The organism is Vibrio sp. McD22-P3, from assembly GCF_021568915.1.
GTDB classification, from domain to species: domain Bacteria; phylum Pseudomonadota; class Gammaproteobacteria; order Enterobacterales; family Vibrionaceae; genus Vibrio; species Vibrio mediterranei.
The window spans coordinates 28269-53341 of the sequence record NZ_JAKGTN010000027.1; the positions used below are offsets into that span (position 1 = coordinate 28269).

Below are 25073 nucleotides of genomic sequence, written 5' to 3' on the forward strand. Positions count from 1 at the left end.
GGAGATAAAACGTATGTGGTATATCTGTTGGGTTCTAGGTGTGTTGCTCGCATGCTCCTTCGGGGTCATCAATGCGATGTGGTTAGAGCAACGCAATAAAGAAGATATGGATGGTTAATCCATTGTCTGAAAAGACAAAAGCCCACGACAACGTGGGCTTTCTCGTTTGTCTACTTATTTTGTACGATTAGTTCATACGCGGTTGAATCAAGTTGAAGTTTGCTGGGATATTGCTATCTAGAACGCCCATAAACTTGTTCAGTACCGATTGGTCTCCGGTTACTTTTAACGCACCAGTAGCAAGGGCATCTTTTACTGTCAGTTTGTGGCTGATGATACCAAACAGCGTCATGTTATCGGCTTTGATCGTACCCATTGAATCTTGAGGGTGATAATCCAGCGCTGAGTTCATTACACCATTCTCGACTTCTACACCAAATGATTCTCCGTTTAATTCAAAATCAAAGGCAATTCGGCCTGCGTCTAATGACTTCTGAGGAACGATACGTGTTGCGAACACATCCATCATCAAATCAGAAGGAATGGCTTTAATCACATCTGGACCTGCTGAGTTCACAACTTGTGGCAACAAGTTATCGTTACGAAGCTCTTTTGCAGCCGTCAAATACCAGTTGCGATTAAGCGCGGTTTCCTCTTGGAAGCCTAGTTGTTCAAACGCATCAGCCATCAAGTAATTGGCTTTCTTGTTGTCTTTGTTATACGACTCAATGTTGTTTAGCAGCTGAACAGTAAATGCATAATCACCTTGTTGGTAGTAATCCAGCGCTTTCTCAATCACGACATCCTCGCCACCAAAGCTCTCAACATAACGCTTACCGGTATCTGCATCAGTGTGACGAGCTATTTCCACTGGGTTACCGTCGAACCAACCTAGGTTGTTAACGTAGGTAGCAATGACATTGTTTTCGAAGTTGCCGTAGTAATCTCGGTTGTTCCACTGTTTCATGATCGGGTCAGCGATTTCGATCTTCTTAGCAATATCTCTTGGACGATAACCGTAGTTAGCTAATCGAGTGGTTTGGTCGTTAATCGCTTTGTACAAATCACGCTGACCTTTCATGTAGTTAATGACTTCTTCGTTACCCCAAGTTGGCCATGTATGAGGGCCAAATAGCACTTTCGCACTGTCGTGCCATTCAACAATCGCATTATTGATGTATTTCGCCCATTTACCAGCGTCACGCGTTTTAGCGCCGCGCATCGTGTAAATGTTGTGTTGAAGGTGATTAACGTCTTCAGCCATAGAAACCGCACCCCAAGCTGGGATTTCGAAGACCATTTCCGATGGCGCTTCTGATTCAGGAACCAAACGGAAGTCGAATTGCAAACCATCAATGGTAACCGATTCTTTTTGCTTAGTGATTTCGTGAACCGTAGTTGGCAAGCCATTAGCACCCGCAGCCACCAGCGGACCTAGCGCTGCTGTGGTAATACCTTTTTCATTTTTCGGTAGCAGGAAGCCATATTGGTACACAGCACGACGACTCATAATGTTACCAAACAGCACGTTTTCACCTACGGCATGCTCAACAAAACCTTGTGGTACATATACTGGAATCTTGCCACTCGCAATATCTTCCTCAGATGCAAGACCTGACTTAATAACACCTTCAATGCCACCATAATGGTCGGTGTGAGAGTGTGAAATGATGATAGCTTTTAACGGACGGTTGCCTCGATGCTTCGCGTAAAGCTCATAAGCCGCTTTCATGGTTTCTGGTGAATATTCGATATCGTAAAGAATGATGCCGTTGTCCGTTTCGATGATGGTTAAGTTAGACACATCATTACCGCGTACCTGATAGATTTTGTTTGGTAGCACTTCGTACAAACCACCACGGTTTACCAACTGAGAGTGACGCCATAAGCTCGGGTTCACCGTATCTGGCGCTTGTTTACCTTGCACAAATTGCATTGCTGGCACATCAGCAATACCTTTGATGAATCCACCATTATCTAGGGGAGCAATAAAGCCGCGATCTACTTCTTCAAACGCTTTTTTATTGTTGAAGTCTAACTGCTTGTAAACCTCTTGGTTGGCCTTTGCCGTGTATGACGTTGCACCCTTTGAGTTAGCAGTGAAGTCATAACTATCTAATGGCGCGGCATTGAGTGCCTGGGCCATAACCATAGTAAGCGGAAGGAGTGTGAAGAGCGTTTTAGTTGACTGTTTCATGGATACCTCGTTCAAAATTATTTTGCTTTGTTAAGCTGACGAGGTGCATGTTAATCAAACCGATTCGCTTGAACGATAGTGCAGAATTTAGAAGTCGATTAAATATGATTCAGTTATTGAGATTTATCTTCAATTGTCTGAGTGGCATACACTTTTCTGTATTAATAGAACTAAAAAATGGCCCTCAGTAACTGAGGGCCATTTGATGTATTAACTATGCTAAATCACAAAGATGGTGATTAGTCTAACTCGACTAGGTTCTTCTCAAATGCTTCATGCTGAGCTTGAACCGCTTTGTCTGGGCCACCAGTCATTGAGCTAACTACCATAATCGCAATCCAAGATAGGATAAACCCAGGAACGATTTCGTAGATATCGAAGATGCCGCCAGTTAGCTGCTTCCAAACTACGATAGTCACACCACCAACTAAAATACCCGCGATAGCGCCATTACGGTTCATACCAGACCAGTATAGGCTTAGTAGGATTGCAGGACCAAAGGCAGCACCGAACCCAGCCCACGCATAAGACACTAGTCCAAGTACCGAGCTGTCTGGAGTCATCGCAAGAACCAGTGCGATAATTGACAATAAGATAACACCGACACGACCTACCATCACTACTTGCTCAGATGTCGCATCTTTGTTGATGATTTGCTTGTAGAAATCTTCTGCCAACGCCGACGAAGACACCAATAGCTGAGAATCCGCTGTACTCATAATAGCCGCGAGAATTGCAGCCAAAAGGATACCAGCGACTACTGGGTGGAATAGCGCATTAACTAGTAACATGAAGATTTTCTCACCATCTGCCAGTACATCGCCACCAGTGCCTGTAGTGTAAACCAGACCTACAACACCCACTAGCATTGCACCAAGCATAGACAACGCAGACCAAACGACAGCAATACGACGAGCAGTCGTTAAGTCTTTGTTTGAACGAGATGCTTTAAAACGCGCGAGGATGTGTGGCTGACCAAAGTAACCTAGACCCCATGCCACTAGAGAGATGATAGCGATTGCAGATAGCGGCTGGCCTTTCGTGTCATTCCATAGAGTAAGAAGCTCTGGGTTAATGGCTTCAAGATCAGACGTTAGCTGACCGAACCCACCTTGCATACCAATCACAGGAACAATCATCAGTGCCGCTGCCATCAACAGGCCCTGAACTAAGTCAGTCCAAGATACTGCTAGGAAGCCACCGAATAACGTGTACGAGACAACACATACCGTACCGATGATGACGGCAATGGTGTAATCCAAGCCAAATACTGTTTCAAACAGTTTACCACCTGCCACTAGACCAGAACTGGTATAGAAAAGGAAGAAAAGCAAAATGAAGAACGCAGATACAACCTGAATCACTTTTGAATTGTCGTTAAAACGACGAGACAAATATTCAGGCAGGGTCAGTGCGTCAGTAGTAATACTGTAAGTACGTAGTCGTTTTGCACAGATTAGCCAGTTTAGCCATGTACCTACCAGCAAGCCGCCAGCAAGCCAGAAAGCTTCAATACCTGCTGCATACGCATAGCCAGGAAGACCTAGCAGTAACCAGCCACTCATATCCGATGCACCTGCAGACAAAGCCGCTGGCCATGGTCCTAATGAACGACCACCTAGAAAGTAGTCGCTAGAATTGGCCGTGCGCTTGTAAGCAATCACACCGATAGCGAGCATCAACGCCAAATAAGCGATGAAAGTAGTTGTAATAGCGAAGCTATTTTGAATCATTATTATTTCCTCATCCTAGAATACAGCCTCCAACATAACGGTGATATTGGAGGCTGGTAGGGGTCCGTAACCTTATGTCACTAGCTACCAAGCTCAAGCAAAGTAGCGTTGCCCCCCACTGCTGTAATATTGATGGTTCTTGTTCTTTCTGTTATGAACCTCAACACGAGATTCGGATCGTGCGCCACAGGCAGCAGCGCCAAATCCGTCTCAGACACCAAAAGACCTATCGCTCCATCGCGATTAGCCAGTTGATGGTTAACCTGCCATTCAGTGTCTTTAGAGCCAACAAGACCAACCACTCGTACATCGAACTCGATAAAGGTGGAAGCTTCTTCTAAAGCCACAAATTGAACTAGGTTAGTAGGCAGTTGAGAACGCTCGACTGCCGATTTTAAAATTTGATTAAACTTGTCGTTACCAGAACAAACAATGACACCATTACCAGCGATAAGTGCTGCGGTAATTTGCGCCATTGCCGCGATCTTAGCTTGTGCTTCTTCGCTCTCTAGAACCACTAAAACCACACCACGCCCCGCCGCATAAAGCTCATTGGTTTCACCCGTTGGCCCTGGCATCACATGCGGGTTAGCTAATAACACGTTAGCTTGTTGAATATGGAATGCCATCACGCTAGCGAGCGTAGCGTTCAGTTCATTCATATTACGCTGAGCAGAAAGTAAGCACTCACGTTGCTCAGCAAAATCACTAAGATTCCAACCTTCCCATGCTGTCAAAACATCGGAGAAAATAGTTGCGTTATTGACCATGATTTTTCTCCTTATTTCGCCGCTTGATTAGCGTTGGCGTTAATGACATCAGTAAAGCGATATAGGTAGTGTGGGCCACCTGCTTTTGGTCCAGTTCCGGAGAGACCCTGTCCTCCAAATGGTTGAACCCCTACCACCGCACCGACTTGATCACGGTTGATGTAGCAGTTCCCCACTCGAGCGTGTTTTTCCACCCACTCGTACGTCGATTCATTACGGCTGTGGACACCTAGCGTCAAGCCAAAACCTGTGGCGTTGATGCTATCAACCACTTTTGGTAGTTCAGATGCTTTGAAGCGGACGATATGGAGAATAGGACCGAAATGTTCTTCCGTTAGCACAGAGATATCAGAAATTTCAAACGCACAAGGCGGTACAAAATCCCCTTCTTGGCACTCAGCATCAAGCGACAGTTGCGCCACTTTGTTGCCTTGTTTTGCCATCGCATCAATATGTGCCAGTAGTTTTTGCTTCGCATTGGCATCAATTACTGGGCCCACATCGGTAGCATGCAGATATGGCAAGCCCACTTTAAGCTCATCCATTGCGCCTTGAATCAGGTTAATAACACGCTCCGCAATGTCCTCTTGAATAAACAGAACACGCAATGCAGAACAGCGCTGTCCGGCAGAAGCGAAGGCAGAGCGAACAACATCGCGAACGACTTGCTCAGGCAGTGCGGTCGAGTCAACAATCATCGCATTTTGACCGCCGGTCTCTGCAATAAATGGTACTGGCGCAACTTGACGTGCTGCAAGCGTGCTATTGATGCGCTGGGCCGTTGGCGTAGAGCCAGTAAAGGCAACACCAGCAATCGCTGGGTGCGAGGTTAACGCCTGACCTACATCAGCACCGCGTCCTGTAATCAGTTGAATCGCATCAGCAGGGAAGCCTGCTTCAAGCATTAACTCAACAGCACGTACAGCGATAAGAGAAGTTTGCTCCGCAGGTTTAGCCACAACGGTATTACCCGCAACCAATGCTGCCGTGACCTGACCTAGGAAAATCGCCAGTGGGAAGTTCCACGGACTAATACAAACAAACACACCTCGTCCGCCGCGTGTCAATGTTTTTGACTGACCGTCAAAGCCAAGTACCGATTGCGTTTCAAAAATATGTGGTTGTTTCGCATAGTAACGACAGAAATCGACCGCTTCGCGCACTTCATCAATACTGTCGTGAATGGTCTTACCCGCTTCCTGATGGCAAATCGCCACCAACTCATGAAGATTTTCTTCTAGCTTGTCTGCCAGTGTTAGTAAGCACTGACCACGCTCAACATATGGCGTCTGCGACCAACTATTGAAACCTTGCTCTGCTACTCGGATAGCTTCGGAAACATGATCAAGGTTAGCCATAGCCACTTGCCCCACGACAAGACGGCGATCATAAGGCGCAGTGATCGTATCAACGTTAGCACCTTCCTTGATCATGCTTTCGTATTGCGATTGACCATTAATGATCGGAGCACCTTGCCACTGCTTAGCTCGGAACACTTCAACTTTGTGCTCGTAGTCTTTCACTTCGCTCTCAATATCAACGTTCACACCCACGGAGTTTTTACGATCGGCAAAAATAGCGGGAGGTAGGTCAATATTAGCGTTGTGTAGGGTGTCATTGGCAAGCAATGCGTCTACCGGATGAACAGTTAAGCTGTCAACAGGACAACGCGCATCAACAAGGCGGTGGACGAAGCTGCTGTTTGCACCGTTTTCCAACAGACGACGCACTAGGTATGGCAGCAAGTCTTTGTGACTACCCACTGGTGCGTAGATTCGTACTGGCTGTTTATGCGTATCCATCACATGGTCATAAAGTGAATCACCCATACCATGTAAACGCTGGAATTCGTAATCGGTGTGCTGAGCCATTGTCGCAATGGCCGTCACTGTGTGTGCATTGTGACTCGCAAACTGCGGGAAAATATTGCCACGCACGTTTTCACTCAATAGGAATCGAGCACACGCTAGGTATGCAACATCGGTCGCTTCTTTACGGGTATAGACAGGGTACGCATCATAGCCCGCTTGCTGAGACCATTTGATTTCGCTGTCCCAATACGCACCTTTCACTAAGCGGAGTGGAATCAGGTCGCCTTGCTGCTTCGCTAAAGCGTTAACCCAAACCAAAACAGGAAGTGCACGCTTAGAATAAGCCTGGATCACCAGACCAAACTTGCCCCACCCTTTAGCCACGTCGCTACGATACACTTTCTCAAATAATTTAAGTGATAGCTCAAGACGGTCAGCTTCTTCCGCATCAATCGTAATCGCCACATCCAGCTCTCGCGCTCGAGTGAGAAGCTGAGTTAACGTATCGCAAAGCTCAGTCAGCACACGCTCTTCGTTAGCGACTTCGTAACGAGGGTGAAGTGCCGACAGCTTGATTGAAACTGATGGTGCTGGACTAGTATCTAAGCCGTATTTATCACTGCCTACTGCTTCGATCGCCATCAGGTAGTCTTTGAAATACTTGTCAGCATCAGATTTAGTGAGCGCCGCTTCACCTAGCATGTCATAAGAGTAGGTAAAACCGCGATCACGCATCTTTTTGCCATTCTTCTGAGCTTCACCAATGCTGCGGCCCAAAACAAACTGATGCCCCATGATCTTCATGGCCTGATACATGGCTTTACGAATCACAGGCTCTGAGAACTTGTTGACTAAACGGTTCACTGCTTTTGCTGGGCTTTGTGATTCAGACTCAGCAAGCCCGACAACTTTGCCCGTCAGCATAAGACCCCATGTTGACGCATTGACAAACACAGAGTCAGAATTTTTCAGGTGAGATTTCCAATCAGCGACACTCAGTTTGTCGCGAATAAGCGCATCAGCTGTTGCAGAATCAGGAATGCGCATTAACGCTTCTGCTAAGCACATCAGCAAAATGCCTTCTTGAGTATCTAAACTGTACTCAAGCAGCAAAGCATCAATCATTTGAATGGCATTTTTATCGGCACGGATGGCTTCGATAAGCTCGGTGGTTTTCTGTGGGATTTGCTGGGCTTCATCGCCTTGCGGCGTCGCCAGAGGTAAAAGCTGTTTCAACCATTGAGACTCATCCACCATGTAAAGTGGAGAGATCAGTGACCAGAGCTGTTCAAGCGGCTGCTCAACAAACTCCGTTTTTAGCACATCTGTTGCTGTAAACATGTGTGTTCCTCAATCTCTACTCAGCCGCAAAAGACGACTGGACTACTACAATGGCAGGCAGTGTATTTTGAGTGTTAAGGAATTACTTGTCAAAAACTCCGAGCTTTTTGCTGTTTTCTACGCTTATTAACAAAATTAATACAAGGTCACATCGAGTTAGACAAAATGAGCCGTTACAATCTGCAACCAAATTAACATATTGTTTCGTTCTCGCTAAACATTCCCCTCAGTTTTAAAACACAAAAAAGGGATGCACATAGGCACCCCTTCATAATCACCAATGAGAAACGGAGGTTATGACAAATCTCCACCGTTGGATTCAATCACTTTTTTGTACCAGAAGAACGACTTCTTACGAGAACGCTTCAACGTACCATTACCTTTGTTGTCACGGTCAACGTAGATAAAACCATAGCGTTTACTCATTTCTCCAGTGGATGCGGCGACCAAATCAATGCACCCCCAAGGCGTATACCCCATCAAAGGCACACCATCTTCAATGGCCTCTCCCATCGCTTTGATATGAGCGCGCAGATAGTCGATGCGATAGTCATCGTTAATCTCGCCATTCGCTTCCACCACATCTTTGGCTCCAAGGCCATTTTCTACTAAAAACAACGGCTTCTGGTAACGATCATAAAGGGTATTCATGGCGATACGCAAACCGAGAGGGTCAATAACCCAGCCCCAATCGCTGGCTTCAAGGTGTGGATTGCGAACCGACTTCACGACATTGGCTTCACTGGTGTTGCCTTTATTCATATCAGCGGAAGCGCAACGAGAGGCGTAGTAACTAAAAGAAATAAAGTCCACAGTGTGCTTTAGAATCTCCAAGTCGCCGTCATGAATCTCAAGTTCTACACCTTTATCGCGGAACGTTCTTTGAGCATAAGATGGGTAATAGCCTCTGGCTTGGACATCAATAAAGAATAGATTCTCTCGATCTTTATCAAGCGCCATTTTGACATCTTCAGGTTTGCAGGAGTACGGATAGAAGTTGCCACCCGCTAACATGCAACCCACTTGGTTATCAGGGTTAATCTCATGGGCGATTTTGGTCACTAGAGCACTTGCCACAAGCTCATGGTGCGCCGCTTGATATTTCACCTGCTCTTTATTCTCACCTTCTTTAAATAGCAGGCCAGCACCAGAGAATGGACTTGCTAGCAAGATGTTGATTTCATTAAATGTGAGCCAATACTTAACCAAACCATCAAATACTTCAAAACAAGTGCGAGCATAACGCTCAAAAAAACCAATCATTTCACGACTGCGCCATGAACCATATGTGTTCACCAAGTGCATTGGCACGTCGAAATGGCATAAGGTAACAAGAGGTTCAATACCATGCTTCTGACATTCACGGAACAGATCTTGGTAGTAAGCAATCCCTTCTTGATTAGGTTCTAGCTCATCGCCTTTAGGGAAAATTCTTGCCCAAGCAATAGAAGTCCGGAACACTTTGAAGCCCATTTCCGCTAATAGCGCGACGTCTTCTTTATAGCGATGATAGAAATCGATAGCTCCATGACTTGGATAAAACTCCGATTCATCGAGCGCTACTTGCTCACGTAGACCCAGCTTAATTGGCATACGATTGTCACCGTACGGAATCATATCGACCGTAGTTAGGCCTTTACCGCCCTCTAGGTGCCCACCCTCAGCTTGGTTAGCAGCGATAGCTCCGCCCCATAAAAAGTTCTCTGGAAATACCGACATTGTTACCCCTCAAATAGTACATCGTGAACCGATGAGCTAGCATTTTATCAACACTATGCCAGCCTCATTTCGGCTGTAATTAAGTTTTTTAACTGGATGTGCTCTTGTTCACAACATTAAAAGTTACCGGTATCATGTTACCAGTAACATCGATAATATGAAGTCCAGTTTGTGAATTAATTGAATTGTGCGGATTGGATCAAATTTTGATTCGTGAGGAGGGAACTTGGGGAAGTGCATTATTGTGATGGGAGTTTCTGGCTCAGGTAAGAGCACAGTAGGCAAAGGGATTGCCGATGTATTAGGCGCAAAGTTTATCGATGGCGATGATCTTCACCCGAGAAGCAATATCGACAAAATGGCCTCAGGCATGCCGCTGACTGATGATGACAGAGCGCCATGGTTGACGCGTATTAACGATGCCGCGTACAGCCTAGGATGCAAGAATGAGCATGGTGTTATTGTTTGCTCTGCACTTAAAAAAGGGTACCGCGACACATTAAGACTTGGCAACAATAACCTTATCTTTGTGTTCCTAGATGGAGAGTTTGAACTCATTCGACAACGTGTCGAACAACGAGGAGGGCATTTTATGAAAGGCTCCCTCCTGCGAAGTCAGTTTGAAGCTCTAGAACGCCCTGATTGTGAACTGGATGTCTTGACTGTACCTATCGACATGCCACTAGAACGTGTGATTCAGACCGCCGTTCGTGATATCCGCAGCCAATTATCTAATGCCACGCTTGAGGTTGTATCATGACTCATACAACCTTACTGGCCGTTACGCAGCGTATCGAGCAGCGCAGTGAAAAATTAATACAACAATATTTAGCGAATATTGCGAAGCAAAAACTAGCAGGCAAAGGGCGCTCGCAACTATCGTGCGGCAACCTTGCACACGCCGTGGCTGCAGCGTGCGATGCGGACAAACAGTCCTTACTCAACAACACCAGCGCCAACTTGGCTATCATCTCGTCATACAACGACATGTTGAGCGCTCATAAGCCCTATGAGGGTTATCCGGAACTCATCCAACAGGCGTTAAGTCCGTTAGGCCATACCTCGCAAGTCGCGGGCTGTGTTCCCGCAATGTGCGACGGAGTCACACAAGGACAGCCGGGTATGGATATGTCGCTGTTTTCACGCGATCTTATCGCCCAAAGCACCGCCTTCTCACTCAGCCACAATATGTTTGATGGTAACTTACTGCTTGGTATTTGCGACAAGATAGCGCCCGGTCAATTAATGGGCGCGCTGGCGTATGGCCATCTTCCCACTGCGTTTATTCCCGCAGGTCCAATGGCAACGGGAATCTCTAATGAAGAGAAGGTCACGATTCGCCAACAGCACGCCGCTGGAGAGCTTGGTAAAGATTCGCTGCTAGAAATGGAATGTCGTGCTTACCACAGCAGTGGTACCTGTACCTTCTTTGGCACCGCCAATACCAATCAATTAGTGTTTGAGGCCATGGGGTTAATGCTACCCGGTAGCGCGTTTGTACCACCAGATTCCCCGCTGCGAACAGCATTAACACAAGATGCCGCAAAGCGAATCGCCAGTAGCATTGCAGGCTCAGCAAACTATCGCCCATTGTGTGACGTAGTCTCAGCAAAAAACTTGATTAACGGTGTGGTAGCCCTACTCGCTTCTGGTGGTAGCACGAATCACAGCATTCATATGATTGCCGTCGCCCGAGCTGCAGGCTTGCTACTAACTTGGCAAGACATCAACGATCTTTCCAACATCGTACCTCTGGTCGTCAATATTTACCCGAATGGCACCAGTGATATCAATGCATTTCATGCAGCGGGCGGTGTCCCTGCTCTATTAACCAGACTCAACCAGCAAGGGTTACTGCATCGCGATACCGTGACGGCATTTGGCCGTTTTGAAGATCAACTTTGCTACCCAGAATTAGACACTCAATCTGATGATCAGGTCCTAACTTGGTTACGCTCTAATGGGACGAAAAACCCTGAGGTCATCGCTAATGACAGGCAGTATTACCAAAAAACGGGCGGGTTAAAGCAAGTATCAGGTAACTTAGGGCAAGCTATCGTTAAAGTGTCGGCGGTAAAACCAGAACACCAGATTATCGAAGCACCAGCCAAAGTATTTAACGATCAGAGTCAAGTGGAAGCAGCCTATCAGCGAGGCGAACTCGAGTGCGACTGCGTGGTCGTCGTGCGTTTTAATGGCCCAGCAGCTAACGGCATGCCTGAGCTGCATAAATTGATGCCATTGCTTGGCAATATCCAAAATAAAGGTTTTAACGTCGCCTTGGTGACCGATGGTCGGCTGTCTGGCGCGTCAGGGAAAATCCCCGCAGCGATTCATGTATCGCCAGAAGCCCTGCGAGGTGGAAACATTGCACGTATACAAGATGGCGATAGGGTTCGATTAGATTGCCACCGTGGAGAACTCAAAGTATTCGAAGGTATCGAGAGTCGCCCTCTAGAGGCTCATGATGCCGAAATCCATCAACAGACTTGGGGCAGAGATCTGTTTGCAACTTGTCGCCAGAACGTCTCAGCAGCAGACCGAGGAGCGAGTTTCCTCTTTGCCGACTAAACCATGTTGACCCCGCGAGCCTACCCCCGAGTTTTCATTAAGGCGAGATTCTGAGTTAGAGACTCTCTCCCTCAGTAATCGTAAAGCCCATATCAAAAACTTTTTGCTCGCTTGGGGCTCCTGATAGCGCCGATAGTAATAACTCGGCGCTCTTTTTTCCAATCTCAAATCGTGGTGTATCAATACTTGCCAAGGTTGGGCTAATCACTTTACCCATATCCAGAGCGTTAAAACCAACGACGCTAATATCCTCAGGAACTCGTTGTTGCTTAGCACGACACGCCATAATAGTACCAATCGCAATATCATCGTTGGTGCAGAATACGCCATCAAGCTCTGGTTGAATTAGCAGAGCTTTGTCGAGCAAAGTACTACCCAAAGCAAAACTAGAGTGCTCTTTGGTTAATACGTGTAGAGGTTCCAGCCCTGCCTCAGTGACCGCTTTATCATAGCCGTGCATACGTAGCTGAGTTCGGGTATCTAGGCGAGCACCAAAATAAGCGATATTGCGCTTACCTTTGGCTATCATTTGCGTCACCACTTCATAAGCCGCCTGCATATGGTCCAAACCGACCGCCATATCAATAGGATTAACCGGTAAATCCATGGCTTCTACCACAGGAATACCTGCGGTTTTTATCATTTGCAGCGTGCGCTCGGTATGATTGGTGTCCGTCAAAATTAGGCCATCTACTTGATAAGAAAGAAAAGATTCGATTTTCTTTTCTTCCACATCACGATCGTAGCTGTAGTGAGCGATCAAGGTATCGTAACCATTGAGGTTAGTCACATGCTCAACACCTTGCGCGAAGCTAGAAAATACTTGGTTAGACAATGAAGGCAACAGTATACCAATCGCTTTACTCGACGATTTCGACAGCATCGCAGGCGTTCTATTATGGATATATCCAAGCTCTTCAACCACTTGAGCGATTTTATCGCGAGTCGCTTGGGCGACCGAATCTGGATTGCGCATGTAGCGACTTACCGTCATTTTAGTGATACCCACTCTATCAGCAATATCTTGCAAAGTTGGGCGTGAACGTTTTGCTTCCATAGTCATTCAACGAATTCTCAAGTAGTAGTGAATGTTACTGTAACATTTTTGCTGTTAATGAACTAACGGTTATCCAAATCTCTAGGTAGGGACGGTTGAAGAATAACGATTTTTATATCAGATTCAAATAGATAGCTAGTAATATTAGGCAGGGCAAACAAAATTGGGAGAAAAGAACGGCGAGTATGTAAACTCGCCGATATTAGGGTTTAGCGGTACTCATCATCCAGATCGATATCTAGACATCGAGTCTCAGACAAGGTTTTATACCATTGGCCGGATTTTTTCACCCGACGGTTGCGATTGTCTTCCAGATCAATCTCTACCAAGCCATAGCGGTTCTTGAAAGCATTCATAGGTGAGACATTGTCCGTGAACGCCCAAAGCATGTAGCCTTTACAGTTTGCGCCGTCTTCGATCGCTCTTAGCAAATGGAACAAGTGCCTTGAGATAAAATCAATACGGTAGTCATCTTGAATCTGGCCTTGTTCATCTTTGAACTGAGCTTCATTTTCAATGCCCATACCGTTTTCACTCAAGATCCACTCGATATTACCGTACTCATTTTTAATGCGCATCGCCATATCATAAACAATAGCCGGATCGATCTCCCAACCTCGTGAGAAGTTCATTTCTCTACCCGGTAAGTCAAAGCCGCTAAAGTACTTTTTCGGATGAAACGGCACGTGCTTTGGCCATTCCGCTTCCGGCGCTTTCACTCTGTGTGGGTAATAGAGGTTGGCTCCAATAAAGTCCACAGTATTATGTTTGATGATCGCAAGGTCTTCTTCCGTTGGTGCGAAATCAATGCCATTGCCTCTCAATAACGTCAACAACTCCGCCGGATATTCTCCTTTGATAGCCGGGTCCAAAAACACACGATTGTAGAACAAATCGTAGATTTCAGCCGCTCGCTTGTCATGCACCGCACTAGAACGTGGATAGGTCACTTCAGGGTTTAGCACCACGCCGATTTTTCCGTCGTAGCCTTGGTCACGATAAGCTTTAACGATTTTTGCCGTCGCTAAGTTTTTGGCATGATTCCACACCATCCACTTATTGGTATCTTGCTCGTACGGGTAACGAATCGCATCAAGATACACTCGGGTTTGCACCACGATAGGTTCATTGAAACTAAACCAATACTTCACCTTATGAGCGTAACGCTTGAACACTTCCTCCGCGTAGTGAACAAACATATCAACCACTTTAGGCGAGCTCCAGCCACCGTAATGTTCGAGCAAATAAGCGGGCAGCTCATAATGCTCCAAACAGAACATCGGCTCGATACCCTTGGCAAGCATGGTATCAATGACCTTATCAACGTAGCCTGCATACTCTTCATCTACAATCCCTTGCTCATAATCAAGCATAAAACGAGACCAGTTGATGGAGCTGCGGTAGTGGGTTAACCCCACCATCTGCATTAGGTCAATATCTTCAACATAACGGTTGTAGAAATCAGTCGCGACAGCTGGCCCATAGCCGTTATGCCAGACTTTTCGGTCATTCTTGTACCAAGCATCAATATAAGAATCTTGGCTATCTTTCTTACCACTCCAACCTTCGGTTTGCCATGCAGACGCTGCTGCACCAAGAATAAAACCTTCAGGAAACTTCATAGAGTATTGAGTCATTATGCGTCCTTAAGCTACCGCTTCTTTCGCTTCCGTTTTTTGCTCGCTTTCTAGATTATCGAGCTGCTCTTTGAACTGGTTCTCACACACTTTCACAAATGGTAGGTAGATGAGAATCGAGGTAACAATACAAGCGATCTGAGTCACCACTGCACCAAGTGAACCACCCGTCGCCAGCCATGAGCTCAGAATCGGTGGACAGGTCCAAGGAATCATCACCACAGCCTTACCTGCAAAACCAATCGCTGTTGCGTAGTAACCAATCATACCGGTAATTAGTGGTGTAATAATGAATGGAATCGCTAGAATCGGGTTTAGCATGATAGGCATACCAAACACCACTGGCTCGTTGATGTTGAATGCACCTGGACCGACAGAAAGCTTGGCAATCTCGCGCATATCTTTACGTTTCTTACATACTAAGAAGACTGCGACAAGTAGGCCAATCGTGACACCTGAACCACCGATACTCATGTAGATGTCCCAGAAAGGCATCGTAATGATGTTCGGAATTTCTTCACCGTTTTCATAAGCTGTCATATTTGCGGCAATCGCACCAAGCAGCAGCGGCTCACGTAGTGGCTTGATCATTTGGTTACCGTGAATACCCACTACCCAGAAAACCTGAGCTAGGAACATCAGTAGAAGCACACCAGGTAGACTTTGGATAGCACCTTCAAGCGGACGTTGAATCGCTGCATACGTTGCATCATAAAGCGTCATTCCCGAAATCTCGTAGAACGCAAAGCCAAATGTAGCAATCGCAGTAACTGTGATGATAGACGGCAGCAATGCAGAGAACGAGTTCGCCACATTTGGTGGCACAGAATCAGGCATCTTGATTTGTAAAGCGCTAACTTTCAGAAGCTTGCTGTATACCTCAACCGATAGGATTGCGATAAACATACCCAAGAATAAGCCTTTAGTGTCAGTATATTGGCGAGCAATAACGTTGCTCACTTCAAACGCTTCACCCGCTACAACCACTTCATAGGTAGTCGGAATGACCGCCACGAAACAGATAACAGCAAGCAAACCTGAGTAAGCGTTAACTTGACCATTAAGCTTGCCAAGCTCAAGACCAATCATAAAGATGGCCCCGATGGTCAAGAAGTTCAGTGTTGCATAGTTTATTTGTCCCATGATTGGACGGTATTCAGCCAAAAAGGCAAATGTTTCAAAGGCAGCAAGACCTGACTGAGTACCCATAACCATGTTAGAAATCAGTACGCCAAACGCACCAACGATAATGACTGGCATCAGCATGACAAATGCCTGCTTGATAGCCATCACGTATTTCAAGCTGGTAAACCAGCCCGCCCAGTAATTGAGCTTTTCTGTAAACGCATTATTAAGCACGAGGTATCCCCTTCCATTCGTGTCGTTCATATTTGTTACGGGTAACATTACGGGTAACAAAACTAGAAAACAAAGAAAAATCCGGATAATTGTTAGCTTGAGCACGAAAAAAAGCCTAATTACTCATCAAATTTGAGCTAGATAACACTTTTGATAGATCACGTATTGCCGAATCAATAGTTACCCGTAACACTATAGGCAACAAAAAGCACAAATAAGTGTCAATAACAGGAGAAACAACGATGAAAATTCTATTGCTATGTTCAGCGGGTATGTCGACCTCTATCCTAGTAAAAAAAATGGAAGAAGCTGCTAAAAATCAATCTATTGACGCTGAAATATTGGCTGTGCCAATTGCTGAATTCGAAACAAAGCTAGCCGACTGGGATGTGTTCTTACTCGGTCCACAAGTGAAATTCCGCCAACAAGAATTTGCAGCCTTGGCGGCAGAGCAAGGCAAGAAAGTCCTAGCGATCAATCCTATGGATTACGGTGCAATGCGCGGTGAGAAAGTTCTGGCAACAGCCATTGAAGCTCTCAGTGAAACAGCTTAAATAGGGGTATCAAATATGGATCTTGAGATCACCATCATGGGCTTAATCTGCAATGCAGGAGAAGCGAGAAGTCTATCCATGGAATCTACTAAAAGTGCCCGTAACGGACAGTTTGAACAAGCACAAAGCTACCTAGATCAAGCAGATGAAGCAATTCGTCAAGCTCATGTAGTTCAAACGGAATTAATAGGCGCCGATGAAGGTGAAGGTAAAATCCCGGTCACACTAGTGATGGTTCATGCTCAAGACCATTTGATGACCACCATACAAGCAATAGAAAGTGCTCGCGAAACAGTGCATCTGTACCAACGTCTCAACAAACTCGAACAGAGCGTTTTTAACAACGTCAGTATGGCTTAAAATAAGAAAAACGATGCAAATCCGTCAGGTTTGCATCGTTTCATCGCACATTATGTCTTCGATATTTCATCAAAGTAGTGCCAAATCATCTTAGCCACAGGCCCCAACGCTTTATTTTTAGCACACGCCATATAAATCGGCACTTCAAGCTTATCAATGCAGTTGAGTTCTATTAAATTATCGAGCCCTTCAGCTTGCACTTCATCACTTGATAATCGTCCCCAGCCAAGTCCGCTTCGAATAATAGATTTTTTAGTCTGGTGATCAGAGACGTACCAGTGAACAGCATCCGCTAAAATGCCTGAATCAGGGCTAGTCTTATACGACGACTTAACTACAACTTGAGGTATGCCCAGCAAGTCTTGGACGGTCATATCAGCCTGAAGAGTGAGTGAAGATTGATTGGAAATATAAGCGGGCAAACGGATCTGATCGATATGTCGATACCTAACTCGTTGAGTGTCTTGTGTGAGACCCGCATAAATACCAATGTCCACTAACCCATCCAGTAACATACGTTCACCAGATGCCGTTTCGATATTAAGGTGCAATATTGTCTCTGGAAAATGCAGCTTAAGCTGCGTCAAGAGTCCCGTCACCTTTTCAATTGGGAAAATCGCGCCGACGCTAAGTCGTAATTCTGGCTCAATTTCCCCCGTCATTTGCTTGGCAAACACATCGAACTCGTCCGCTGCATTCAATAACTGTTGAATTTTTGGCATGAGCAGTTGCCCATCACGAGTCAGTTCTGGTCTATAGGTATCGCGGTTAAAAATGGAGACTTGATAATACTCTTCCACTTGTTTCACCGAATAGGAAACCGCAGAACGAGCTTTAAAGAGTTTCTCACTTGCTTTGCGAAAACTCCCTTCTTGATGAATAACGTAGATAACGTGTAAATGTTCGAGGGCAATCATGGTCTAATTTTATGACCAAGTTGATAAAAAAGCTATGCTTTTTTAGTCCATAAAACTCCTCTAAAGTCTGTATATCGAACAGGGACACAGGAGATTCATCATGCCATCAACATTTCTAAGAACACCAGATTCAGCGTTCGACAACCTAGCAGACTATCCATTCTCGGCTAATTACATAGAGATAGATGGTTATCGCATGCATTACGTTGATGAAGGGACACAGAACTCAAACACTGTTTTCCTTCTTCATGGACAACCTTCGTGGAGCTACCTATATCGTCATATGATTCCGATTTTGGTCGATGCGGGCTACCGAGTAATAGCACCCGACCTTATCGGGTTTGGGAAATCGGATAAACCCGTCAGTACCGATACTCATACCTATGCCAACCATGTCAAATGGATGACGATGTTCGTTAATAAACTCAACCTCCACCACTCAGCCGCATTTATGCGGGATTGGGGAGGTATGATTGGGCTTAGAGCTTTGGCAAATCAACCCAAATGGTTAGATCGCTTAATTGTTTCTAACACCGCACTCGCCGAGATGAAAGGTTTAGAGAAGTTGCTGGTTCCTAGTGTACTAAAGCTAATGGCTGCCTCAGCTGGTCAAACCGACTTGAGCCAACTCACAAACAAAATCAACTACGGAAATTGGGCCGGCTACTTTCGAACCGCTAGTCATTTGGATATAGGAGAAGTCATCCAGGCGCTAACCACAAAACCATTAACTAAGAGCGAAATTCACGCCTATAACGCGCCATTTCCCGACGAGCGATACTACGCTGGCCCTAGAAAAATGCCGGAAATCGTGGCTTCAGACCTCAATCAAGTCAATGAAGACTGGCAGAAGCTCAAACAGTGGCAAAAGCCTGTTTTGACTCTATTTAGCGACAAAGACCCTTTCTTGGCAGGACGCGGCTACGACAAAAAGTTCCAAGCAAATTTTGCAGGTGCCGCACATCAGCCTCACCGCACAATTACTGATGCTTCGCACTTTCTCCAAGAAGACCAACATCTTGAAATTACGAGCCAAGTTATTGATTGGCTTGACCACACTCATTTCAATCTAGCAGGACAATCAGCATGAAAAAAATACTCGCCATAGGGGCAAATGGGATCATAGGACAAGCAGTAATAGAACTTTTAGACGATACGTATACCGTCATCCCTGTAGGGTACTCGAAAGGTGAACGTCGAGTAGACATTGAAGATAACGACTCCATCAAAGCCATGTACGAAAGCGTCGGTGCTGTTGACGCCATCATCAGCATGGCTGGAAATGGAATGATGGCTAACTTCGATGACGCATCTGACCAAGCGTATCAGGTAGCGCTCAATAATAAAGTGATGGGACAAGTGAACGTCGCGCGACTAGGAATAAACTACCTAACTCCGGGAGGCTCGATAACGCTAACCTCTGGGCAGGCAAGCAACGCTCCAACCCAAAGAACAGCAGCCATTGCGATGGGTGTGGCCGCCATTAATGCGTTTGTCACAACCGCATCTCTTGAGCTCAAAAGCAATCACCGCATCAATGCGGTAAGCCCTTCATTCGTCAAAGAAACGATGGAACGAATGGGAATGGACAGTACTAATGGAATTTCAGCAGCGGATGTTGCTTTGTGCTATCAAAGCGCTTTAGAGGGAGTCGCAAACGGAAAGATCTTTGATGCCGTTACTACTTAATTAACCTGTTGTATATTTGGGTTACCAATCAGCTGATGTGCTTATGAGTATTGCTGGTATGTCAATTCCCCTTCTCTAATATCTGCTCACTGTTATTCATTATGGTGAGCAGGCCTATGCAGACACAAATACTAACACTTATCTCGCTAACCTTTGCCCATTTTGTGACCAGCATCCGGTATACTGCCCGCGAACCAGAAAGTCATCGCTTACACGTAAAGGTTATTCATTGGTTAAACGTTGGTATCGTCTATTTCTAGCGCTTATGATTGCAGTTTGCACACATACTGTAAGCGCAGACGAGTATCTCACGCCCAATACTTCCAATCTCGCTAATACTTTTATCACCGTCGATCTTTCAACGACGCCATCTGATGATTTTAATGCCCCAACAGATGATAGTGGGTCGATTCTTAATGATTACATGGGTCCACTGTTTCTTTCTTCATCCAGACGTGTCATCAGTGATAGTTGGGATGCCGACCAAAAAGCAGCGCCTGATTACCACCTATTAATTGCCTTCTTAGCACCTCCATTGCTGGCGCTCGCCACAAGAAGCACCTCACTTATTCCACCGCAACGTCATTGGACGAGTCGCACACAAAGCGCTCCCTCAAGAGTGGCAGGCTGGAAAGAAGCCAACACTTTGTACGCCCACAGACAGCCTCACTCAAACTAACTCTCAAGATCAAGTTCAGGACTGCCTGAACGCTTCAACACGCGCAGCACATTAAGAGTAGCGACTTGCTGATGACTGAAATAAATGTCTTCACAGACTGATTTGGTTACGGCTTTCGTCTCTTTCATGATGACCATGCGCTCATTTTGATCCGTTTTAGAGAGTTTCATTGTGAAAAAACCATCACGTCAACCAATCAACCGCTACGCCAAGTGGAAGTACGTGGTACTTATATTCAGCTTGCTCGTCATGCTGTTAAGTGCTCTACCTTCTTTGTATGGTGAAAATGCCGCCCTTAATATCAACCATCGAGGGCAAATTTCTGATGCGAGTCAAATCGCTCAATACCTTGAACATGCCAACATCACCCCCACTAGCATTGAACAAGATGGTGATAAAACCATCGTGATTCTAAAAAGCCCCAAACAACAAGCTGCAGCGCAAACACTGCTAAAACAGCACTTAGATGAATCCACAACCGTCGCACTAGCGATGGAGCCAGCAGCGCCTCAATGGTTACTAAAATCAGGTTTTTCGCCTATCGCTCTGGGCCTTGATTTGAGAGGCGGCGTCCAATTTTTATTGGAAGTCGATATGGAGCCCGTCTATCAAGCACACCGACAAATGGTTATCGATGAGTTCTCTTCGGAGTTTCGAACTAGCCGAGGTCGAATCACGGGCGATAGCGTTCAGCTCAATTTGTTTGGTGGAACTTCTACCGCAGAAGCACGAGCCTTTTTACGTCAGCAGTTTCCTAACTGGCACACGTCAATCCAAGACAACACGATTCGCCTCTCATTGACAGATGAAGAGAAAAGCACTCTGCGCAACCTGACGGTTCAGCAAAACTTGCAGATCATGCGAGAGCGTATTGCCGAGCTTGGCATTACCGAAGCCTCGGTACAACGACAAGGTGAGAATCGCATTCGCATAGAATTACCCGGAGTTCAGGATCCTGCAGCGGCTAAAGACGTTATCGGTGCAACAGCTTCGTTAGCCTTTCATGCCGTCACAGATGGTCGAGGAAACCGCACCCAAGTTCTACCAGACAATGACGGAATCCCAGTTAATTTGGAGCGCCGCGCCATTCTTGGCGGAGAGCATATTATCGATGCGCGCGCGGGTGTCGGTGATATGGGAACCGCTGAAGTTAACATTTCGCTCGATACATCGGGTGGCCGAAAAATGTCTCAGTTTACCCGAAGCAATATTGGTAACCCGATGGCGACGGTCTACAGCGAGTACAGCCGCAATGCTGCGGGCGATAGCGAACAGCTCAGTAAGGTGATCAGTGTTGCCACCATTCAGTCACAGTTGGGTAGCCGTTTTCGTATTACCGGTGTTGGCAGCATGCAAGACGCACAAGAGCTAGCACTTTTACTAAGGGCTGGTTCACTCACAGCCCCAGTTACCATTATTGAGGAACGAACCATCGGTCCTTCACTGGGTGCTGAAAACGTCAAAAATGGCTTTGCTGCATTAGCGCTAGGATTAGGCCTAACACTAACTTTCATTGCACTTTGGTATCGACGTTTAGGCTGGGTCGCAAATGTTGCCTTGCTCGCCAACATGATGAGCTTATTTGGGTTAATTGCGCTGCTTCCCGGAGCTGTACTTACCTTACCTGGTATTGCAGGCATGGTGCTGACCGTCGGTATGGCAGTGGATGCTAATGTACTCATTTTTGAACGCATCAAAGATAAAATGCGCGAAGGGCGAACGCTAGCTCAGAGCATTGAAAAAGGGTTTAGCAGTGCCTTTCGTTCTATTTTCGACGCCAACCTCACCACCATGATTGTCGCCATTGCACTGTATGCCATTGGTAATGGTCCCGTTCAGGGCTTTGCCATCACACTAGGGCTTGGTCTATTAACCAGTATGTTTACCGGCGTGTTCTTATCGCGCGCCATCATCAATCTTGTTTGGGGGCGTGATCAGCGCCGAGAAGTGAGGATTTAGATATGACTCTTTCACAACATTCTCTTAGCCGAGTTCGCTTTAGCATGTCGGCAATTTCTGCGCTGCTTTTTGCTTTAGCCGTCGCTTTTATCAGTTTTAAAGGTTTTAACTGGGGGTTGGATTTTACTGGCGGTCTCGTGGCTGAAGTACGCTTAGACGCATCCATTGTCGCAACCGAGCTCAAAGCGTCACTTGATAACGCCTTGATGCAAGATGTCCAAGTGGTGAGCTCGACAGAGCCCGGCCGTTGGATCTTACGCTATAACCAACTCGATGATGTGGTGTTGTCCTTAACTCCAGCATTAGAGTCCATCAGCACATCCGTAGAGATCCTAAATAGCAGCATGGTAGGCCCTCAAGTCGGCCAAGATATGGTTGAGCAAGGTGGCGTGGCAATACTAGCTTGTTTTGTGTTGACCATGCTTTATCTAAGCTACCGCTTTGAATGGCGACTCGCTCTAGGCGCATTAGTGGCGCTGGTTCACGACATTGTTATTGTGCTCGGTCTGTTTGCCGTCACCCAGATGGAGTTCAATCTCACCATACTCGCCGCTGTACTTGCAGTGCTTGGTTACTCTTTGAATGACTCCATTATTATCGCTGATAGAGCCCGCGAGCTATTCAAAGCAAAGCCAAACGAGTTAGCGGATACACTCATCAATAACTCGGTACGTGCCACTTTCTCGAGAACTCTTATTACCTCAGGCACCACATTGGTAACCGTTTCTAGTTTGTGGTTGCTAGGAGGACCTGCGTTAGAAGGCTTCGCGATTGCATTGTGTGTGGGTATTGCCTGTGGTACATGGTCGTCAATTTCACTTGGTGTCACCTTACCTCAAATGATGGGTGTCCGACCTGAACACTACAGAGTGGCAACACCGAAGCCAGAGGAGGCAATGCCATGACGCAGTTCTTGAAGCAGGAATTCGTACTGCTACTTGGCATCATTACCGTTGTATTGTTTAAATTTGCTGGTGACACTATCTTGCAGGCTCAAATGAGCTCAACTATCGGTATGGTACTTACCACGGCTCTGTTCGCAGTGGTCATGGCTTCAATATTTGCCGTGGTTCGCCATTCTGATGCTTTAGCCATCAAGTTAGGTGACCCTTATGGAACATTAATTCTGACCCTCTCAGTCATCCTCTTGGAAGTAGTGATGATTTCTTCTGTCATGTTGACGGGAGAAGCCAACTCCGTTTTGGCAAGAGATACTATGTTTGCAGTTGTGATGGCAGTCCTCAATGGTTTAGTCGGTATCACATTACTCATCGGCGGGCTGAAATACCACACACAGAAGTACAACCTTGATGGTCTGAAATCTTATCTCGTCGCCATCATTCCTTTATCGTTGCTGTGTTTGGTGTTACCTAATTTCACCAGCGTCACGGAATCAGGAGCAATGTCTAAGGCGCTCACCATCACGCTAGTCTTGGCTTCAGTGGTGTTATACAGCGTATTTCTGTTTATTCAGACTCGCAGCCACACCCATTTTTTCATGGATGAGGACCACCAGGATAACCACGATTTTCATGGCCCTCTAGAGAGTAACTTTTACCACTCTCTGTTACTTGTAGGTTACTTAATCGTGGTGATTCTGCTAGCTAAAAGTCTGGCTATCCCTATCGAAGGTACCGTCAGCTTACTTGGTGCGCCACCAGCACTGGGAGGTCTGATCGTCGCTATCTTGATTCTTGCGCCTGAAGCAGTCGGGGCTGTTAAAGCCGCTTTAAACAATCAACTGCAGCGCGCGATGAACTTGTTCTTTGGCTCCGTACTGGCAACTATCGCACTCACCGTACCGGCTGTCCTTCTAATATCTGAAGTCATACAGCAACCAATTCAACTGGGCTTGGCACCCGCTGAAATGGTCTTGCTCGCGACCACACTTATGATGACCGCCGTCAGCTTTAGTAGTGGCAGAACCAACTCCTTAAACGGCATGGCCCACCTCATTTTGTTCTTTGCTTACATCATCTTGATGTTTGAGTGATGTACTTAACTGACCATTAAGGATTTTTATCATGCAAGAAATATTCGTTGCTATTTGGCACCATGATTTCGACACTCTGGCTCAAGTAAGCTCACTCAATAGCTTTCTCTTGTTGCTTGCGTTTATTTTATTACTCGAATCCAGCTTCGTTTTCTTACCACTGCCGGGAGACAGTCTAGTACTGTTTGTCGGCGGATTAGTTGGAGTAGGAATTTTGGAGTTTTATCCCGCAGCTGGAGCACTCTGTTTAGCCGCGTCATTGGGAAGCATTAATGCCTATATTCAAGGACGAGTTTTAAACCAAACTCGGCTTGTGCCTTTTTTGCACCGCGTGTTACCGAATGATTCACTCCCTAAGGCCAAACACTTACTGAGTCGCTATGGATTCTTATCTTTATTCATCTCCAGATTTGTCCCATTTGTGAGAGTCTTGACACCGATGCTTATGGGATTATCGAAGCTGAATTTCATGCGAACTCTATTTATCAGCATGAGCAGTTCTGTTATTTGGTGCTTGATCCTTATGCTCTCTGGTAAATGGTTGATGATTCATCCAAGACTTAATGACTACCAAGAGCTACTTTCTAAGTCATTGGTGATAGTCAGTTTATGCCTAATGGCGGGAGCGATTGTTGGTTTGCTGTACCGCTACTTACGCTCGAGCAAAAACAATATCGCTACTTAAGAATACGCCATGATGCCGCCGCTATTGGCTTAGATAGCAGCG

22 protein-coding genes are annotated in these 25073 nt (G+C 46.1%); 12 read left to right on the forward strand and 10 right to left on the reverse strand.

Features of this window, described 5'->3' with window-relative positions; translation table 11 throughout:
* The first annotated feature begins 13 nt into the window (after positions 1 to 13).
* Positions 14 to 118, forward strand: a complete 105-nt coding sequence (gene cydX, locus L2W36_RS23830) for a cytochrome bd-I oxidase subunit CydX (protein ID WP_006069674.1) — start codon at positions 14 to 16, stop codon at positions 116 to 118.
* A gap of 69 nt (positions 119 to 187) precedes the next feature.
* On the opposite strand, the gene L2W36_RS23835 is transcribed toward cydX, so the two are convergent.
* The 5 genes from L2W36_RS23835 to L2W36_RS23855 form a co-directional block, all read right to left on the reverse strand.
* Complete coding sequence (locus tag L2W36_RS23835; protein ID WP_006069675.1) at positions 188 to 2197, reverse strand: alkyl/aryl-sulfatase; 2010 nt, start codon at positions 2195 to 2197, stop codon at positions 188 to 190.
* 239 nt (positions 2198 to 2436) lie between these two features.
* Complete coding sequence (gene putP, locus L2W36_RS23840; protein ID WP_062462949.1) at positions 2437 to 3930, reverse strand: sodium/proline symporter PutP; 1494 nt, start codon at positions 3928 to 3930, stop codon at positions 2437 to 2439.
* Positions 3931 to 4010: 80 nt separating this feature from the next.
* The gene (locus tag L2W36_RS23845; RefSeq protein WP_038227657.1) at positions 4011 to 4700 is read right to left on the reverse strand and encodes a 1-pyrroline-5-carboxylate dehydrogenase; all 690 of its coding nucleotides are present in this window, start codon (positions 4698 to 4700) and stop codon (positions 4011 to 4013) included.
* A gap of 11 nt (positions 4701 to 4711) precedes the next feature.
* On the reverse strand, positions 4712 to 7852 hold the full coding sequence (gene putA, locus L2W36_RS23850) for a bifunctional proline dehydrogenase/L-glutamate gamma-semialdehyde dehydrogenase PutA (RefSeq protein WP_236111777.1): 3141 nt from the start codon (positions 7850 to 7852) through the stop codon (positions 4712 to 4714).
* A 294-nt stretch (positions 7853 to 8146) separates the two neighbouring features.
* The gene (locus L2W36_RS23855) at positions 8147 to 9571 is read right to left on the reverse strand and encodes a 6-phospho-beta-glucosidase (RefSeq protein WP_236111778.1); all 1425 of its coding nucleotides are present in this window, start codon (positions 9569 to 9571) and stop codon (positions 8147 to 8149) included.
* Positions 9572 to 9818: 247 nt separating this feature from the next.
* On the opposite strand from L2W36_RS23855, the gene L2W36_RS23860 reads away from it, so the two are divergent.
* Both L2W36_RS23860 and edd read left to right on the forward strand, forming a co-directional pair.
* Entirely contained in the window at positions 9819 to 10331 is a 513-nt protein-coding gene (locus L2W36_RS23860; protein ID WP_096443762.1) for a gluconokinase, read from the forward strand.
* On the forward strand, positions 10328 to 12142 hold the full coding sequence (edd, locus tag L2W36_RS23865) for a phosphogluconate dehydratase (protein WP_236111779.1): 1815 nt from the start codon (positions 10328 to 10330) through the stop codon (positions 12140 to 12142). Before L2W36_RS23860 ends, edd begins: the two co-directional genes overlap by 4 nt.
* Positions 12143 to 12197: 55 nt before the next feature.
* Here the strand turns inward: edd and L2W36_RS23870 are convergent, their stop codons facing one another.
* From L2W36_RS23870 to L2W36_RS23880, 3 genes are all read right to left on the reverse strand, one after another.
* Positions 12198 to 13205 (reverse strand): substrate-binding domain-containing protein, encoded by a 1008-nt coding sequence (locus L2W36_RS23870; RefSeq protein ID WP_006069682.1) that lies wholly within the window; start codon positions 13203 to 13205, stop codon positions 12198 to 12200.
* A gap of 203 nt (positions 13206 to 13408) precedes the next feature.
* Positions 13409 to 14836, reverse strand: coding sequence for a glycoside hydrolase family 1 protein (locus tag L2W36_RS23875; protein WP_236111780.1), 1428 nt, complete (start codon positions 14834 to 14836; stop codon positions 13409 to 13411).
* 9 nt (positions 14837 to 14845) lie between these two features.
* On the reverse strand, positions 14846 to 16195 hold the full coding sequence (locus L2W36_RS23880; RefSeq protein WP_107306162.1) for a PTS sugar transporter subunit IIC: 1350 nt from the start codon (positions 16193 to 16195) through the stop codon (positions 14846 to 14848).
* Positions 16196 to 16437: 242 nt separating this feature from the next.
* Between L2W36_RS23880 and L2W36_RS23885 the strand changes: the two genes are divergently transcribed.
* Entirely contained in the window at positions 16438 to 16749 is a 312-nt protein-coding gene (locus tag L2W36_RS23885; protein ID WP_038227649.1) for a PTS sugar transporter subunit IIB, read from the forward strand.
* A gap of 15 nt (positions 16750 to 16764) precedes the next feature.
* Entirely contained in the window at positions 16765 to 17109 is a 345-nt protein-coding gene (locus L2W36_RS23890) for a PTS lactose/cellobiose transporter subunit IIA (RefSeq protein WP_236111781.1), read from the forward strand.
* A 50-nt stretch (positions 17110 to 17159) separates the two neighbouring features.
* On the opposite strand, the gene L2W36_RS23895 is transcribed toward L2W36_RS23890, so the two are convergent.
* Positions 17160 to 18026, reverse strand: a complete 867-nt coding sequence (locus L2W36_RS23895) for a LysR family transcriptional regulator (RefSeq protein ID WP_171389326.1) — start codon at positions 18024 to 18026, stop codon at positions 17160 to 17162.
* 100 nt (positions 18027 to 18126) lie between these two features.
* Here L2W36_RS23895 and L2W36_RS23900 point away from each other — a divergent pair, with 100 nt between their 5' ends.
* From L2W36_RS23900 to L2W36_RS23910, 3 genes are all read left to right on the forward strand, one after another.
* A complete protein-coding gene (locus tag L2W36_RS23900; protein ID WP_236111782.1) occupies positions 18127 to 19116 on the forward strand; it encodes a haloalkane dehalogenase in 990 nt (329 codons plus the stop codon).
* On the forward strand, positions 19113 to 19715 hold the full coding sequence (locus L2W36_RS23905; protein WP_038227645.1) for a short chain dehydrogenase: 603 nt from the start codon (positions 19113 to 19115) through the stop codon (positions 19713 to 19715). Before L2W36_RS23900 ends, L2W36_RS23905 begins: the two co-directional genes overlap by 4 nt.
* Before the next feature lie 229 nt (positions 19716 to 19944).
* Positions 19945 to 20394, forward strand: coding sequence for a hypothetical protein (locus tag L2W36_RS23910; RefSeq protein WP_096443752.1), 450 nt, complete (start codon positions 19945 to 19947; stop codon positions 20392 to 20394).
* On the opposite strand, the gene L2W36_RS23915 is transcribed toward L2W36_RS23910, so the two are convergent.
* Positions 20391 to 20564 carry a hypothetical protein gene (locus L2W36_RS23915; RefSeq protein ID WP_161493968.1) on the reverse strand — a complete coding sequence of 58 codons (174 nt, stop codon included), beginning with the start codon at positions 20562 to 20564 and terminating at the stop codon, positions 20391 to 20393. The two genes, L2W36_RS23910 and L2W36_RS23915, sit on opposite strands and share 4 nt — an antisense overlap.
* Between L2W36_RS23915 and secD the strand changes: the two genes are divergently transcribed.
* From secD to L2W36_RS23935, 4 genes are read left to right on the forward strand one after another with little or no spacing between them, the layout of a single operon-like run.
* A complete protein-coding gene (secD, locus tag L2W36_RS23920; RefSeq protein WP_236111786.1) occupies positions 20563 to 22353 on the forward strand; it encodes a protein translocase subunit SecD in 1791 nt (596 codons plus the stop codon). The two genes, L2W36_RS23915 and secD, sit on opposite strands and share 2 nt — an antisense overlap.
* Positions 22354 to 22355: 2 nt before the next feature.
* Complete coding sequence (secF, locus tag L2W36_RS23925; protein ID WP_107306157.1) at positions 22356 to 23258, forward strand: protein translocase subunit SecF; 903 nt, start codon at positions 22356 to 22358, stop codon at positions 23256 to 23258.
* The gene (locus L2W36_RS23930) at positions 23255 to 24346 is read left to right on the forward strand and encodes a calcium:proton antiporter (protein ID WP_107306156.1); all 1092 of its coding nucleotides are present in this window, start codon (positions 23255 to 23257) and stop codon (positions 24344 to 24346) included. The genes secF and L2W36_RS23930 overlap by 4 nt, the downstream gene beginning before the upstream one ends.
* A 31-nt stretch (positions 24347 to 24377) precedes the next feature.
* On the forward strand, positions 24378 to 25031 hold the full coding sequence (locus L2W36_RS23935) for a DedA family protein (protein WP_006069692.1): 654 nt from the start codon (positions 24378 to 24380) through the stop codon (positions 25029 to 25031).
* Positions 25032 to 25073: the final 42 nt, after the last annotated feature.

Bases quoted from the DNA above. Each gene is read 5' to 3' on its own strand.
- cydX (WP_006069674.1), top strand. From the start codon at position 14: ATGTGGTATATCTGTTGGGTTCTAGGTGTGTTGCTCGCATGCTCCTTC.
- L2W36_RS23835 (WP_006069675.1), bottom strand. From the start codon at position 2,197: ATGAAACAGTCAACTAAAACGCTCTTCACACTCCTTCCGCTTACTATG.
- putP (WP_062462949.1), bottom strand. From the start codon at position 3,930: ATGATTCAAAATAGCTTCGCTATTACAACTACTTTCATCGCTTATTTG.
- L2W36_RS23845 (WP_038227657.1), bottom strand. From the start codon at position 4,700: ATGGTCAATAACGCAACTATTTTCTCCGATGTTTTGACAGCATGGGAA.
- putA (WP_236111777.1), bottom strand. From the start codon at position 7,852: ATGTTTACAGCAACAGATGTGCTAAAAACGGAGTTTGTTGAGCAGCCG.
- L2W36_RS23855 (WP_236111778.1), bottom strand. From the start codon at position 9,571: ATGTCGGTATTTCCAGAGAACTTTTTATGGGGCGGAGCTATCGCTGCT.
- L2W36_RS23860 (WP_096443762.1), top strand. From the start codon at position 9,819: ATGGGAGTTTCTGGCTCAGGTAAGAGCACAGTAGGCAAAGGGATTGCC.
- edd (WP_236111779.1), top strand. From the start codon at position 10,328: ATGACTCATACAACCTTACTGGCCGTTACGCAGCGTATCGAGCAGCGC.
- L2W36_RS23870 (WP_006069682.1), bottom strand. From the start codon at position 13,205: ATGACTATGGAAGCAAAACGTTCACGCCCAACTTTGCAAGATATTGCT.
- L2W36_RS23875 (WP_236111780.1), bottom strand. From the start codon at position 14,836: ATGACTCAATACTCTATGAAGTTTCCTGAAGGTTTTATTCTTGGTGCA.
- L2W36_RS23885 (WP_038227649.1), top strand. From the start codon at position 16,438: ATGAAAATTCTATTGCTATGTTCAGCGGGTATGTCGACCTCTATCCTA.
- L2W36_RS23890 (WP_236111781.1), top strand. From the start codon at position 16,765: ATGGATCTTGAGATCACCATCATGGGCTTAATCTGCAATGCAGGAGAA.
- L2W36_RS23895 (WP_171389326.1), bottom strand. From the start codon at position 18,026: ATGATTGCCCTCGAACATTTACACGTTATCTACGTTATTCATCAAGAA.
- L2W36_RS23900 (WP_236111782.1), top strand. From the start codon at position 18,127: ATGCCATCAACATTTCTAAGAACACCAGATTCAGCGTTCGACAACCTA.
- L2W36_RS23905 (WP_038227645.1), top strand. From the start codon at position 19,113: ATGAAAAAAATACTCGCCATAGGGGCAAATGGGATCATAGGACAAGCA.
- L2W36_RS23915 (WP_161493968.1), bottom strand. From the start codon at position 20,564: ATGAAACTCTCTAAAACGGATCAAAATGAGCGCATGGTCATCATGAAA.
- secF (WP_107306157.1), top strand. From the start codon at position 22,356: ATGACTCTTTCACAACATTCTCTTAGCCGAGTTCGCTTTAGCATGTCG.
- L2W36_RS23930 (WP_107306156.1), top strand. From the start codon at position 23,255: ATGACGCAGTTCTTGAAGCAGGAATTCGTACTGCTACTTGGCATCATT.
- L2W36_RS23935 (WP_006069692.1), top strand. From the start codon at position 24,378: ATGCAAGAAATATTCGTTGCTATTTGGCACCATGATTTCGACACTCTG.